Below are 14,586 nucleotides of genomic sequence, written 5' to 3'. Positions count from 1 at the left end.
CGGCCCGGGCTATAGCTCTTCGGTTAATTGTTCAGAATGACCTTCTGGCCTTCCTCAAGTCCTTTGACAATCTCGACTTCCGTCGGCGTCGTCAATCCGATCTCGATGTCAACCTCCTTGCGGCGTTCTCCTTCGGCGATTTGAACATAGGAACGCCCCATATAGGAGCGGATTGCCGAGCGGGGTACAATGATGGCGTTATCCCGCTTCTGAAGCTCGATCGTCAGCTCGGCGCTGTCGCCGACCTTGACGTCTCCCGGAGCGTTGTCCATGCTCATGAAGATCGTTACCCCGTTCTTCTCGGCCTTCGAACTGTCGGCGGCTGCCGGCAAATCCGAAGGGGCTTGAAGGACCTTTCCCTTATAGTCCTTGCCTTTATACTTGAGGCTCACAGGCATGCCGGCTTTGACCGGGTTCAGATCCTTGCTGTCCGCTGCAACATAAGTCAGCTGCACTTTGGACGGATCGGAGACAGTGACAATCGCTTGATAAGCGTTCACGTTGTCTCCCGCATTCAGCTTCTCGACAAACGTCACCGTTCCCGAGACGGGAGCGTACAAGCGTGATTGGCCAAGCTTGGCCTTCATCTCCTGCAGCGACATCCGCTCGCGCTCCAGGTCGATTTCCTTGAGCCGCAGGTCTACGGCGCCTGCGCCGGCATCGCGTGCCTGTTTGTACAGCAACTGTGCGCGCTCTACATTCAGCTGCTGCAGACGCACCTGAAAATCGAGGTCGCCCGTCTCCAGCTCGGCCAGCAAATCGCCCGCCTTCACCTCCTGGCCCACCGTCACCGGAATCGATTTGAGCCTTCCGCCCATCTCCTTGAAGGACAGCGCTTCGGATTGGGCAGACACAAAGTAAGCCGTCCCCTTCAGGAAGGTCTGAATCTTCCCGCGGCTGGCCTGCACGAGGTTAAACTGTTCTTTGGCCGGCTCGACCAAGGGCGGCTGCAGCGTTTCCGGTTCGACCGGAAGGAGCGAACAGCCCGAGAGCAGCATCAGCGTCGTCAGAAGCGCGGCTATTCGCCGCAGACGCCGGTCTATTTTAGATAAGGGGAGATTCGTTCGTTGTCTGCGATACAATATTTCCATCCTCCAATGCGATAACGTGATCGACAAGCTCCATCATCCCGGGGTCATGCGTCGTGAGAACGACCGTCATCCCCGATTCTTTTACCAGCTCGCGAAAAATGCGGACGACCTGCAGCCCCATCCGGCTGTCCAGTTCGGCGGTCGGCTCATCCGCAATCAACAGCTCAGGCTGGTGCACGATTGCGCGGGCAATGGCTACGCGCTGCTGCTCGCCGCCCGACAGTTCGGACGGCCGATGCTTCATCCGCTCCCGCATGCCGACACGGTCAAGCGCATGCTCCACCACCTCCCGGTTACCCTTCAGTCCCGCGATACGCAGCCCGAATTCAACATTTTCGTAAGCCGACATCAGCGGAATCAAGCCATACGACTGGAACACGAGGCCGATCTCCTTGCGCCGGATCTGGCTGCGTTCGGAGCCGGATAAACCGGTGATTTCCCTCCCTTTGAAATACACCTGTCCCTCCGTCGGATCGTCTAATGCGCTGAGAATGTTCAATAGCGTGGTCTTTCCGGAACCCGAGCGTCCTCTCAGAGCCACGATTGTTCCAGGCGGAATGTTCAGATGGATATTTTCCAAAGCGGTAACGGCGGTATTCCCCCTGCCAAAAATCCGTGTGATCCCGCTTGCCTGCAGAATCGGTCCGCCGCCCGTATCCTTCGTCTCCGATTCCTTACCGGTCATTGCACTCGCCCCTTTGTTCTGACCCGATTCACTTTCACCAACCTCATTGTAGCGCTTCCATTCAGGGGGAAGTACCCGCCAGTTCCCGTTCGTTTACCTGAGAAAATGTAGATATGTGCAGGCTGCAAATTGTGCGGCCGCGTGTTTGCAATAAGAAAAACGTCTATCGACGTACTCTCAAAGGAGACAGACCGCGTTTAGATGTTGTTTTTCTTGCGATATCAGGAAGGTCTCGCTTCGAATTTTATACTTTCTGATATCTTAAAAAATGCCGCCCGATGAAACGGACGGCATTTCTTACAACGACCTTACCTCTCACATCTTCATTACCGGCGCATTATCGAAATTGCCAATAGTCGATCTGGAACAGCTCGATATCCGGCTTCCCTTTGAAGATCAGGAACAAATCATGCACGCCCTCAGCACCGCTGACGGGCGCCGCCATTTCGCTCCACTGTCCGCCGGTCGAAGACACTTGAAGCGTACCGATCGATTTGCCTTCAGGGCTGTCCAGGCGGAGCTCGATGACTCCGCCGTCATTCGCGCACGATACAGACGCCGAAAACGCTGAGGCCCCGGCGCCGAAATCAACGCCGGACACGGCGGTCCAGTCCCCATGATGAATGTCTGTCAAAACCATGAGGTCTTCGGCCTGTTCCAGTCCATCCGTCTGAAGCTTACGCACATTCACGCCTGCGCACCATGCGATCGTCTCCGCTCCAACGCGGTCATATGGATTCAGCGGCTTGATCTGCTCAACGCCGGTCATGTCCGCTTCAATGGATTGGATCGCACCATCTTCGTCCAAGATCACCCGGTTAAGGTGGGTCGACCGATACCCCTTCACCACGCCCATGGCCTTCGACAAGGTCTGGGCGTGATAAGCGATATACCAATCCCCATGAAACTGGAACATGGCATGGTGGTTGTTGCCGCTGACACCGAAAAAATGGCCGGGATTTTTAAGGATCGACCCCTGGTACGTCCATGGCCCCATTGGACCGGTGCTGGTCATATAGGCAATCTCCCCTGCCGGAGGACTTCCCTCCGGCCGAACGCCATTGTAGAAGTTGGAGCAATACGAATAGTAATATTGGCCGCCTTCCTTATGAATGCCGGCATCCTCAAACATAAACGGAGCCGGGATCGGCTCGGCTTCGCCGATCACGCTGATCATATCGTCACCCAGCCGCATCATCCGAGCGGTCCCGGGATTCTCATCCTGGCCTTCCGGAACGCCCCCGCCAAAGTAAATATAGCCTTTGCCGTCATCGTCCACCAGCACGGCCGGATCGAAGAGCCATACGACGCCTGGAACGCCCGGCGTGTCCCTTGCAATAAGCGGCCTGCCGATTGGATCGATCCATGGGCCGGTCGGGCTGTCGCTCGTCAGCACACCGATGCCGCTGGCGTTGTTCGCAAAGTACAGGAAGAAGCGGTCTTTGCCGTCTATTCTTTTGTGAGCCGCTGCAGGGGCCCAGGATTGCGTCGCCCATTTGGCTGCTCCATCCGGACCTGCCACTTGAATGGCTCCATGGTCCGTCCAGTTCGCCAGATCATCCGAGGAAATTACCGATATGCGGTTGATGGAGCTATAGCTGTTGTCCTTGACCGCTCCTTGCTCGTCATACTCTAATACATCGTCTGTATTGTAGAGGTATACGCGCCCGTCGAACACCAGTACATAGGGGTCTGCTCCAAATTTATGGGCGACAAGCGGATTTCCGTTTCGCGGCAGCTTGCCGATCGGTGCATGTACGAGTTCATTCATTTTTGTGTCAACTCCCGTATTCAGCATTTTTTGTATAACCAAACTCTCTTAAAAAGAGTAAGGCTTGCGTTCAGCGGGAACAACCTGTCTGATCCGTCCGGATCACCCGCCAAACTCTAGTTCCCAGAGGTTCAATTCAAAGAAAGTGTATCCCGGTATTCCTGTGGCGTGAGCCCCGCTGCTTTTTTGAAAAAACGGGTGAACGAATGGGCCGCCTCGTAACCGACGGATAACCCCACCTCACGCACTTTCAAATCGTTGTCCCGCAGCATCTCCTTGGCTTTCTTCACCCGGCACTTGTCGATAAAATCGGATAAGTTGATTCCTTTCTCCTGCTTGAAGAACCGCGACAAATACGAGGGATTGAAATAATGGATTTCCGCTAGGCGCACCAGGGACAAATCCTCACTCAAGTGCTCTTCGATGTACTGGCAGATCCGGTCGACAATCAGCGAGGCCCTGTCCCTCTCCTGCGTTTGTTTGCTTAGAAAAATGGATTCCGCCACGCGTTTCAAATAACCGAAGGCCTCCTCCATTGAGAGATGATCGTTCAGCCGCATCAATTTTCCGGTATCGCCGATATGCCCGTGCATTCCCATACGGCCTATGCAGGAATGCAGCATCAGCGCAATCGTATAATACGTCTCGATCGTTAACTGAACCTTACAGCTCATCTTCAGTGCACTGGCCGTTACCTCCTCAAGCGCTTGGATAAATTCATCGTGTCTCCCCGACCCCAGATAAGCCCTCAGCACCTCCGCTGCCTGACTGTCCGCAAAGCTCGCTTTGCAGTCCATTCCATCGAGCGGCTCGAAGCCGTCGCGTACAATGATGGCTCCCCCGCTGCCGCTCCTTAACTGCTGCAGCTCCCGCAGCCTTTCGTATTGGCGCGTCAAGCTTTCCCACCTGCATGCTTCGCTGCTCAGCGCCAATCCGATGCTCAATCCAAGAGTACCGATGCAGGATTCCTGAACCAGCTCCAAGGTCCCCTCCACGAATCGGATGAAATGGCTGTCGGTCCCGCCCTCGGCCAGTTCAGACGGTTGCAGAAACCAAAAGGCGTCGCCATGCTTGTCGGTGATCCCCATACTCCGGGCCCTGCCCGAAAAATAGGTATCCCATATCCTTCTGACGGACGACAGGATTTCGCCTCTTTCCGTATACGTCCTGCCCTCCGGATACGAGATGCGGCCAAGGACCAGCACGACAGGCTGGGCGGGATCGAGGCCGATGTCCAGCTTGCTGAATTCGCGAGCCAATATGTCTGTATCCTCGCTCAATACACGGCTGTTCTGAAGAAGGTGCCTCATATAATCGCCCTGCGCCATGAATTGGAACGCCAGCAGCTGCTCGCGGGACTGTTCCAGCAGCAGACTGTCGTGATGCGCGCGTTCTATATCGTCCAAGACATCCTGCACGGTGTCGGTCACCTTGGCGTACCCTTCCGTCTTCAGCACATAACGGGCATTTGTCATTTGGATCGCGCGGTACGCATATTCGAATTCACTGTGGCCGGTCAAGAACACGACTCTGCATCTGGGCCAGTACTTCCGGATTTCTTCGGATAATTCCAGCCCGCTCATGCCGGGCATGGCTATATCGGTCAAGACGATGTCGATTCTCGTGCGCGACATCCAATCCAGCGCTTCCTTGGCGGAATAGGCTTTGCACACATCTAGCCGCTCCGGCTGATAGCGGTTGAACACTTCATACAGTCCGTCCGTAATGATATCTTCATCGTCAACGATTAGCAGTCTGTACATCCCCGTTCTCCTCCCTGATCTTGATACGAATGGCGGCCTGAAGCCCGCCCAGGCTGCTTCTGGACAAGAACAGTCCGCTGCCTTCGCCGTAAGTAAGCAGAATCCGCCGATGGATGTTGATCATCCCGGTCATTTCGTGGGATTCGGCAGGACCTGTTACCCGATGCTGGAGGGCTTCGAGCCTGGCATCGTCGATGCTGTTCCCGTTATCCTCCACCTTGATGACGCATTCGGAGCCGGTTCGCTCAAACGTAACGCGGAGAAACCCTTCGTTCGGCATGCTCTCCAGACTGTGCTCATAGGCGTTCTCGATCAACGGTTGGACGATCAACCTCGGCACCTTGATGCGCTGCATGTCCACAGGTAATTCGTCGAACTGGACACGGATGCGCCGGGAGAAGCGGAGCTGCTGGATTTCCGTGTACATTCTCGCATGCTTGATTTCTTCCGACAGCGTGGCATGGTCCTCGCCGTTGCGGGCGATGAACCGGTAATACTCGCCGAGCATAATCGTAAACAGCTCGATCCGGTCCGTATCGCCCGTCTTGGCCAGCGAATTCAGGATAAAGAAGCTGTTATACAGGAAATGCGGTTTGATTTGCGACTGCAGCTGCTTCAGTTCCGCCTTCTGCATCATCAATTTCTGTTTAAAATCTTGATCGATCAACGTCTGCAGCTTGACGAGCATCTGATTAAACCGGTCATATAAATAGCCGAACTCATCCTTTTGCTCATGCTGGATTGGAATATCAAGGGTCCCTCCTTCCATCCTGCGAAAGCTTTGGACGAGCGACAGCAGCGGACGATGAACGTAACGGTAAGTGGAATAGGCATATACGATAATGGCAAAAACCGAAGTTACCGCAAACACCCATGCCCACAGGTTGAATTTGATCAGCGGTCTCTTGACCGTTCCCTCCGGTAAGTACGAAACGAGCGAGAGGGCCAGCTTGTCGGAATTGGCGATATTGAAATGGTACTCCCTTCTCCCGATATCGAGCAGCATCGTACTGTCATCCAAGCCCTTGGCCGCCTTTATAAAATCCTCCAGCAGCTCTGGCGGCGTGCCGGTGCTGGACAATGTGAATCCAGCTTCCCTCGCGATCAGAATCGAGCCGCTTCCGGGATACACGCTGAGCGGTTTCAATGAGTCCTTCAGCTTGTCGTTATCCAATTCGATTTGAACGAGGTACAGCGGATCCTCCACATTGTTCCCGCCAAACTTCGAGGCGGTGAGCTGAAGCGAATCCCCCTGCCGCATCAGCCGGGCGCCGCTTCGTTCTCCGATGGAGCGTATTTCATCATATCTCTGCTGGTCCAGCGTACGGACAGCATTACTGGCCGAAATCGTTTTACCGATCGAATGAATATGGACATAAATATCTTTGATGTACGGGCTGCTGTTTTTTATGGAAGTCAGACGGTGGAGCAAGTAATTTACGCTGGACCTTTTCTCGGCGCTGTCCATCATCCCCCAAGTGACGGCAATTTTATGGAGCTCGCTTTCCTGCAAAATGTCGAACTGCTGAATTTCAAGCCATTCGATTTCCCGGTTCAGCCCCTCGAGATAGGACGATAACTGCGCCAGTGAATTTCTTGATATTTCTTCGCTTGCGTTGGTATAGCTCCAATTGTACAGGTATACGCCGAGCAGAATAATCGGGAGGATCACCACCAGATACATCAGAACGAGCCTGGCCAGGATGGTATGACGCAATGAATTCACAGGAATCCTAATCAAAACAACGCCTCCGATGCACTAATCTTTCTGTTTGTTCGAGTACCATTCATTGACTTCGGCTGTCATTTTATCACCGCCCAGACGATGCCATTCGTGGGCGAAACGGTCAAATTCATCGATGGGATGCCCGAGGATAATGTTGGTGAACGTATCCATCGTCAGAGAGTCGAGAATCGATTGTTTTTCGATCATCGTATCGGTTGGCGCACCCACAAAGCTCTCATACAATAACTGGTTGTTCCTTTTATACTGGTCAAGGATGGAAAACGCTCCCGACGGGCCATAGGTTCGTTCCCAGCCCCAGCCGGACGGATTGCCACGGGTCAGATAAGCCTCGATGTTCTTTTGAATCGACCTTGCCTCATCCTTAAGCACATTAGGGTTTCCGGTTCGGCGTGCCTCTTCAATTTGGTAGTAGGCGTCCAGATTCTTCAGTGCAGGGTACGGAGTAACCGGAGAAAGCTGCCAAGCCGGATAAGGGGTGCTGTAATAGATTTCGTACTCGGCCGTCGCTCCCCAGTTCTTTTCCAGATGCAAATTGAACAGCTTTACGATGGCCTCAGGATGCTGGAATCCCTTACGGACGGCAAGAAATTGATGGGTAGCGAAGCGGAGCGGCACTTTCGCCGGTTTCCCTGTGGCCGAAACAATGGGAAAAGCCTGCCATCTGGCTTCCGGGTCCTGCTCATGATTGCCCTGCACGACAAACGATCCCCACTGTTCGCCGTACATCATCCCGTATTTACCTGCCGTAAGCTCTGCTTTGGCCTTGATGCCGTCTTTAAACATAAATTCCTCGTCAATTTCTCCGTTCCGATACATGTCCTGAAGGACTTTCAGCGCAGTCTTGACTTCAGGTTGAACAGCTCCGTATACGAGCTTGCCGGATGGATCGCGAATCCATATATTGGGGAAGGCGTCGTAACCGGCCATAAATGCCGACAAGCCCATCACGGGATCCCACAAATATTGGGTTACCGGGAGCCCCAATGTATCGTTTTTTCCGTTTCGGTCGGGGTCATTTTCTGTAAACGCTTTCGAAATGTTCAGGACGTCATTCATCGTTTGTGGCGGCTGTAATCCGAGACGGTCCAGCCAATCCGTCCGGATCCAAATATACTGTGCTCCCTCGATCGATGCGCTTGTCTCGGGAATTCCCATCAATTTGCCGTCTACCGTAGCCGCTTCAAACGGCCCCGTCCCCTCCTGGCCTAAAATTTCCTTCGTGAACGGCGCCGCATATTTCTCATAGGCTTCGGTCAAATCCTGAATCAGGCCTGCATTGCTCAGCTGACGCAGCTGATCTGCATCGACTCTCACGACATCAGGCAGGTTTCCCGAGGCAAGCGCAACGCCCAGCTTCTGGTTATAGAGGGCGCCTTTGGCTGTCCAATCATATTTGATCTGGATGCCCAGAACTTGCTCATACAGCCGGGTCCACCGGTTATCTTCCAGCGTTTCTCCCGAAAACGTTTTGATCAGGTTGTCCAAATCATCGCTCGTCTCCCGCACGAAAGTGAGCTCAATCGGGGGATCATACTTCTCCAGGCCGGGTTCCGAGTAGATGTACTGACCATCGGTCTTCCCTGTTACCTCCTCACCGTCAGACACCCCGACCCGGTCGCACGACGCCAGCATGGACAAGGGCATCGTGACCGTCAGGACTAGACCAACTACACTCCATTTGGGAATACGCAATGCGCCAACCCCATTTCGATTAGATTCATTAAAGCGTATCAAGACTATTATCTTGATGTCGTACGCACACAAGCAACCCGCATCTTTTTACTTGCTCACCCGTTTTTTACTTTTCAATGTAAGCGCAAACATTTTCTCTATTTATTTTAAATCAGTTTTTATGATCCCTCCTATTCATAAACTAAAGAAATACCCCCAATAAATGCAGGACTTTGCGTCAGTCAATTCCACTTCATTTCCTGCTCGGCCAGCAGTTTCTTAATTGCTTTCGCGGCTACTACGAATAGTTCAGGTTGGCTGAGCCCCGCAAGCTTTCCGGTTGCTTGCAGGTGCGGTTCCAAAGACATAAATCCGGAATATCCCGTCTGTTTCAATTGCTGGAGAAGCAGACGCAGCTGCCCGTCTCCCTCACCGGCAGGAACCACTGAACCATTGTCCATCCGTGCGTCCTTCACATGAATATAAGAGATGTAGCCGGCGAGCAGCGGGTATGCCTCAGACATGGGGTGTACCCTGCATTGCACAAAATTTGCGGGATCAAAGGCCGCTCTCATGCCGGGCGACGAAACGGCCTCCAAAATGTCCTTGCAGCGTTCTCCGGTATCGCCGTAAATGTGGCTTTCATTCTCATGCAGCAGTACGATTCCGGCATCATTCGCCAGCTGAACGAGCCGCTTCATGCGACGGAATACTTCCTCTCGGAATCTTTCATGTTCTCCCTCCGGAATATAAAAGGAAAAGATGCGGACAAACTTGGTTTGAAAAAACGCTGCCAAACGAATGGCGTGCTCGGCCTTCGTAAAATGCGGATCAAAGTCATCGGTGATCTTGATTTTTCCCAGAGGAGAGCCGATCGCGGAGACGCCGAATCCCCGCCGGGTCAGCCGTTCTTTAATCTTCACCGTTTCCTCCTCGGTTAAATTCAATACATTTTTCCCCCAGACTCCCCGCAGCTCCAGATAACGAATATTTTCCGATTCGAGGACATCCAGCTGTTCTTCCAAATCCGATGAAATCTCGTCTGCGAATCCAGTTAATGTAATCATAATTAATCCCCCTTCATTTGCTGAACTGAAATGAAATACTTCATCATGTATGAGTCATACAATCTCGATTTTCTCTTGAAATTTCTGGAGCGAAATCTATGATTAGCTTAAAGGAGGCGGTGTACTTGGAAATTGAGCATCATCCTCATCTTGTTCCGAATATCTTTCTGTTCATCGACCGTAGATGCTTTCCCGAGTGGACGATCCAGAAAGCGAAAATCGGCTTCCACGATCTAACGTTTGTGGTTGAAGGCATGGCGAATTACTATATTAATGGAGAGAAATTCACAGTGGAAGCAGGTGACATGATCTACGTCCCCGGGGGAAGCATCAGGGAAGCCCATACGTTCAAGGAGTCCCTCATGCATTCGTATCCGTTCAACTTTTTTTGGGCCGAACCGCATAATCATATCCATCTCCCGTTTAAAGGCGTCACCAAGAAAGTGATCACCAAGGAGATTCTGGGGTATATTCGTGAATTCAACCATGTATGGATGAGCAAGCAGCCGTTTTACCACATCCAGGCACGCGCTTTGTTCGAGCTTATCCTCCACCGTCTGCTCACCAACTATTACCGGAAAGCGCCCATGCCGATCGATCCGCGGATCAAGAAATTAACCGAATACATTTCAGAGCATTATTCGGAAAATCTCTCGATCGCCGAATTGGCGGAATGGCTGCATCTGAGCCCCGTCTATTTGGGCAGGTTATTTAAGCAGAATACCGGTACGACACTCAAGGAGTACATCAAACGCATTCGCATCAACAATGCCGAAATGATGCTGTCATCCGGTGACTTTACCGTGAAGAACGCAGCGGAAATGTGCGGGATTGACGATATTTACTATTTCAGCAAGCTGTTCAAGGAAATGAAGGGCTATCCTCCATCCGCTGCAAGGAAGCAGGCAGGGCAGAAGCACCTCCTTGAATAAGGCGTCCCCACTTCGGATATTTTCTTCGTGGGGACGGTACATATCACCGCTACTTTTTCCAAACCTCATCAATCGAAGCCTGGAACGGCTCTTTGTATTTTCCAATGACCGTGGAAACGGAATTTCCGTCAATAATGTCTCCGACTAGCTCGTAGTAAGGCATGGAAGGATACCCGTCTTTGCCGTCGACGACGTTGATGCTTTCCCCTGCCATTTTTGCATTGTTGATGTCGTCTTCGTTCTTGAATAACGTTTCGAGCGAAGCTTGTTTCGGGTAGTCGTAGATGGAGTCGATATCGTTGATTTTTTCATAAATGTAAACCAATTGCTCGGGGTGTTCGACCGCCTTCGGGATCGTCAAGTAATTCGGAATCGTAAGATGGGAGTGGTACTCTGTCGCGCTGGGCCCTTTAGGGAAGGGCAGGAAGCCTATATCCAAATCAGGCATATCCTTTTTGAATCCATCCATCTCATAATCGCTCCCGGCATACATCAGCGTGTTCCCTTGACGGAAAAATTGGCCGGGTTCGGTCCAATCACCGCCTTCGGTCGGTCTGGCGATGTTTTCCGTTGCGAGCTGGGATATGAAGTTTAAGGTTTCTTTCGTTTTCGGATCCTCCAGATTTTGCTTATCTCCCGACACGATATTTGCGTCGTTGGCCGCCAGAGCCTGAACTAAAATGGAAGCGGAAGCGAGCCCCCAGGTGTCCAGCTTGCCGTCATTATTCGTATCTTTGTTCGCCTCTTTGGCTGCCTGGATGAAGGTCTCCCAATTCCAGTCGTCTTCGTTGACGTATTCCTGCAGCGGCTTGAGGCCCAGTTTCTCCATCAAGGTTCGATTATAAAAAATACCTGATGAAGCACCGTTGATGCCTGCCCTGAACCCGTAGCCCCTGCCCTCAAACTGCGAATAATCGTTCGTGTACTGCTGAATAAATACGTTCTGATTTTTTGTGAATTCATCAACCGGGGAGAATAAATCCTGCTTCACGAGCGTTGGAATCATCCAAGGTCTGGCCATCCGGATCATGTCGCCGAGCGGCTCTCCCGCGAGCAGCGATGACGTCACTTTATTCACGTACTCGCCATAGTCGATCGTAACGTATTCCATTTTAAAGTTATGCTTCTTCATGAGTTCGTCCAGGTTCTGCTTCTTTTTAATATTGTCCGGATTATCTTCCTTGATCGATTCGTCGTACCAAGATACCCATTTGATCGTCCGGCCACCCATGTCGAAATTCATTTCCGAAGTACCGCTCTCTTCTTTTTCGTCCGTCTTCGCGGGTGCATTCGTGCTTTCCTCAGCGGCATTTCCGCCGCTCGAACCCGTGTTGGATGCGCCTCCTCCGGAACCGCTGCTGCAAGAGGCCATCAGGATCAGAATCAAACACCAAACCAGCACCATTGACTTACGCTTCCTCATAAATACCCCCCTTTGGATATCGCTGCACCTCAAAATACAGCGCTTTCAAAACATGAGCTTGCACGCGTATGCCTCCGTGATGACCGAAAGAATCGGTTTTCGATGCCGGTGGTTCCTGATGAACGGCAAGCACACGGATCATGTTAAATGGATTTCCGGCAAACGACCATAGATAATCTAAATGGCATTTGTAAGTTTTAAACATCATTTCGGATTTTCAAAAATCCATGTTGGAATATGCGCTCAAAAAAAAAAAAAAAAAAAAGAAACCTATCCGTAAAGGAAAGGCTTCTTCCTGATCCATGATGCTAAACTCGAAACAGCAGCTGCGAGAAATGGTACAGATCGTTTTTCCAAACCGGCCAATCGTGACCGCCGCTTTCCTCGTACCAGACATGAGGAACTCCGTGATTTGACAAATACGAGTGCGTCCGGTCACTGATATGCTTCAGGTCATCCTGGTCTCCGCAGGATAGCCAGAGCAGTCTAAGCAGATTTGCTGCCTCTTCGGGATTCGGTACGAGCAGCTCGGGTACCTTGGTATTCGGGGCCGGAGAAAAAGCTCCTACCCAGGCAAAGCGGTCGAGATGATTCAATCCGATATTCAGCGCCTGCCCTCCGCCCATGGACAAACCGGCGATACTATAATTCTCTCTGCCTGTTAATACCGGGTATTTCGATTCAATAAAAGGAATCAGATCATGAAGCAAATCGAACTCGAAGGTCTCGAAGGCTTTCACCTTGTCGGGATCGAATATGTCTCCTTCCGCCCTGTCGTTCGGCATCGCGCGGCCATTAGGGAGTACGACGATCATGGGCTCAAGCTTGCCGTCGGCGTAAAGATTATCGAGCAAGACCTGTATACTGCCGTGATTCTTCCATTCGGCTTCATCCCCGCCTATTCCGTGCAGGAGAAAGAGCACGTTATACTTGTGTTGCTCTGAGTACCCGGGTGGGGTGTATATGAACATATTGCGGTCACAGCCGACTGTTTCTGAATAATATTTCACAAGTTCGATTTGTCCGCGGCTGATATTTTCCCTATATTGGTCAAAGCCCGTTGGCGCTGTTTCTATCAATTTCGTTTCCTCCCCTGTTATGGACTCACATGATTAAATAGAACTGTACCAAGTACAAACAAGCTTTACAGCACGTAACCAAACCCAAGAATAGTAAACCGTTTATGTTCGCTGCCCGCCGCCATACTGATCTCGACGGTATGCTGCCCTGATTCCGGCTCATCGTACAAAATAACCGCACTGCAGTGCGTCCAGTTCACTTCATGCGGATCAGCGGTCAGCTTGTGCTTTCCGTCCACCCGAATCTCCGCGGATCCGAAATCGCTGCTTCCCGAGTCTTTAAATACGAGAATGAGACGCTTGCTCCTGATGGTCATTGTAAAATGGCCCTCTCCCGATCCGGCTGTATGCATCCAGTTATGAGGAAACTGGGGCGTGCCATAATCGTGATCGTCCATTTCCGCGAGCTGCAGATCGGTATCGGTCTCCCAAAAACCACCAGTATCGATCTGAGCGATACGGTCACCGTTCTGGCGATCCAGCAGCCGGGTGTGGACGTAATCGTTGCCGATCAACGGCGGTTTATCGGTCAGGACATCCTCCTCATCAGGTGCGGACCGGTCCGTGACTTCGAACAGCCAGTCCAAACAATCCGCCATGATCTGATGGCCGCTATTCGTCGGATGATAGATATCATAGAAGAACTGCCTTTTGGAGATGACGCCTCCTTGGTCCCTGGCCAAACTGAACTGTTCGACGACGGCATCCTTTATGCTGACCATGGGAAGGTCGTAGTGCCACCCGACCGGAGCCAGCCGATCCTGAAGATTCCAGTCGTTCAGGAACACGCTGAACAGCAAGATCACCGCAGGCCGGCTATCGCCGCCAAGCGCCTTGAGCACCAGGCTTTCGTAGCAATTGCCCCGCGTCTCATCGCCGGCGTCATTGACGGCAAACTCCACGACCACGATATCGGGATTCTCCGTACCGTCCCGGAGCACATCCCGATCATAACGTACGATCCCCAGCTCTGACGGCGTCCCGCCTACTCCCGCTTTGATCAGACGGATCGGACTGCCTTCAGAGGAGGCGAACCGCTTCCTAAAAAGATCGTACGACCTGTAGGCGTAACCATTTGCAGGAAGCGGGATAGCCCCAGCTCCATGGGTGATGGAGCCGCCGATGTAGGCGATGGTGACCGGCTCCCCTCTCTTCGCTTTTTCGATGGCCGCTTTCAATCTCTTGTTGTTGCCTCGATTCAAAAGAGATTTGGCGACCATGTTACGGTAGGACTGCCCTTCAAAGTCAATCGGAGGATCGATCATGTCTTCGGCAGCTTGATCATCTTCACGCCGGTTTTCGGGGTCCCGCGGGGCCGCAGGGCCGCGAGCTTCGTTCGTGGATGCAGCTGGATGGT

General features: G+C 52.2%; 10 protein-coding genes and 1 pseudogene. 1 reads left to right on the top strand and 10 read right to left on the bottom strand.

All coding sequences use genetic code 11. The annotated features are described in order from the left end of the window. Positions 1-23 precede the first annotated feature (23 nt). The 7 genes from ABIE48_RS06320 to ABIE48_RS06290 all read right to left on the bottom strand — a co-directional run bounded on the left by ABIE48_RS06320 (position 24) and on the right by ABIE48_RS06290 (position 9,795). Complete coding sequence (locus tag ABIE48_RS06320; RefSeq protein ID WP_152401528.1) at positions 24-1,091, bottom strand: efflux RND transporter periplasmic adaptor subunit; 1,068 nt, start codon at positions 1,089-1,091, stop codon at positions 24-26. Next, positions 1,045-1,776 carry an ABC transporter ATP-binding protein gene (locus ABIE48_RS06315; protein ID WP_192715043.1) on the bottom strand — a complete coding sequence of 244 codons (732 nt, stop codon included), beginning with the start codon at positions 1,774-1,776 and terminating at the stop codon, positions 1,045-1,047. Before ABIE48_RS06315 ends, ABIE48_RS06320 begins: the two co-directional genes overlap by 47 nt. Positions 1,777-2,113: 337 nt before the next feature. Then, positions 2,114-3,574, bottom strand: a complete 1,461-nt coding sequence (locus ABIE48_RS06310; protein ID WP_192715044.1) for a glycoside hydrolase family 43 protein — start codon at positions 3,572-3,574, stop codon at positions 2,114-2,116. 104 nt (positions 3,575-3,678) lie between these two features. Continuing rightward, complete coding sequence (locus tag ABIE48_RS06305; RefSeq protein ID WP_192715045.1) at positions 3,679-5,310, bottom strand: response regulator transcription factor; 1,632 nt, start codon at positions 5,308-5,310, stop codon at positions 3,679-3,681. Beyond that, positions 5,288-7,051, bottom strand: a complete 1,764-nt coding sequence (locus ABIE48_RS06300; protein ID WP_354518521.1) for a sensor histidine kinase — start codon at positions 7,049-7,051, stop codon at positions 5,288-5,290. Before ABIE48_RS06300 ends, ABIE48_RS06305 begins: the two co-directional genes overlap by 23 nt. Before the next feature lie 18 nt (positions 7,052-7,069). Continuing rightward, positions 7,070-8,701 carry an extracellular solute-binding protein gene (locus tag ABIE48_RS06295; RefSeq protein ID WP_192715366.1) on the bottom strand — a complete coding sequence of 544 codons (1,632 nt, stop codon included), beginning with the start codon at positions 8,699-8,701 and terminating at the stop codon, positions 7,070-7,072. Between the two features lie 269 nt (positions 8,702-8,970). Further along, complete coding sequence (locus ABIE48_RS06290) at positions 8,971-9,795, bottom strand: sugar phosphate isomerase/epimerase family protein (RefSeq protein WP_192715046.1); 825 nt, start codon at positions 9,793-9,795, stop codon at positions 8,971-8,973. Positions 9,796-9,893: 98 nt separating this feature from the next. Here ABIE48_RS06290 and ABIE48_RS06285 point away from each other — a divergent pair, with 98 nt between their 5' ends. After that, positions 9,894-10,727: a helix-turn-helix transcriptional regulator gene (locus tag ABIE48_RS06285; RefSeq protein WP_260869385.1), complete on the top strand. Its 834-nt coding sequence runs from the start codon at positions 9,894-9,896 to the stop codon at positions 10,725-10,727. A 49-nt stretch (positions 10,728-10,776) separates the two neighbouring features. Here ABIE48_RS06285 and ABIE48_RS06280 read toward each other — a convergent pair whose 3' ends face one another. The 3 genes and pseudogenes from ABIE48_RS06280 to ABIE48_RS06270 form a co-directional block, all read right to left on the bottom strand. Further along, the gene (locus ABIE48_RS06280) at positions 10,777-12,150 is read right to left on the bottom strand and encodes an ABC transporter substrate-binding protein (protein WP_192715047.1); all 1,374 of its coding nucleotides are present in this window, start codon (positions 12,148-12,150) and stop codon (positions 10,777-10,779) included. Between the two features lie 308 nt (positions 12,151-12,458). Next, entirely contained in the window at positions 12,459-13,229 is a 771-nt protein-coding gene (locus ABIE48_RS06275; protein ID WP_192715048.1) for an alpha/beta hydrolase, read from the bottom strand. 65 nt (positions 13,230-13,294) lie between these two features. Beyond that, positions 13,295-14,482, bottom strand: a pseudogene (locus ABIE48_RS06270) (SGNH/GDSL hydrolase family protein); the annotation flags it as partial. Positions 14,483-14,586 lie beyond the last annotated feature (104 nt).

Source organism: Paenibacillus sp. OAE614 (assembly GCF_040546645.1).
Taxonomy (GTDB): Bacteria; Bacillota; Bacilli; order Paenibacillales; family Paenibacillaceae; genus Paenibacillus_AQ; species Paenibacillus_AQ favisporus.
This window is presented reverse-complemented; position numbering and strand designations above follow the sequence as displayed.

Bases quoted from the DNA above. Each gene is read 5' to 3' on its own strand.
- ABIE48_RS06320 (WP_152401528.1), bottom strand. From the start codon at position 1,091: ATGGAAATATTGTATCGCAGACAACGAACGAATCTCCCCTTATCTAAA.
- ABIE48_RS06315 (WP_192715043.1), bottom strand. From the start codon at position 1,776: ATGACCGGTAAGGAATCGGAGACGAAGGATACGGGCGGCGGACCGATT.
- ABIE48_RS06310 (WP_192715044.1), bottom strand. From the start codon at position 3,574: ATGCTGAATACGGGAGTTGACACAAAAATGAATGAACTCGTACATGCA.
- ABIE48_RS06305 (WP_192715045.1), bottom strand. From the start codon at position 5,310: ATGTACAGACTGCTAATCGTTGACGATGAAGATATCATTACGGACGGA.
- ABIE48_RS06295 (WP_192715366.1), bottom strand. From the start codon at position 8,701: ATGCCCTTGTCCATGCTGGCGTCGTGCGACCGGGTCGGGGTGTCTGAC.
- ABIE48_RS06290 (WP_192715046.1), bottom strand. From the start codon at position 9,795: ATGATTACATTAACTGGATTCGCAGACGAGATTTCATCGGATTTGGAA.
- ABIE48_RS06285 (WP_260869385.1), top strand. From the start codon at position 9,894: ATGATTAGCTTAAAGGAGGCGGTGTACTTGGAAATTGAGCATCATCCT.
- ABIE48_RS06280 (WP_192715047.1), bottom strand. From the start codon at position 12,150: ATGAGGAAGCGTAAGTCAATGGTGCTGGTTTGGTGTTTGATTCTGATC.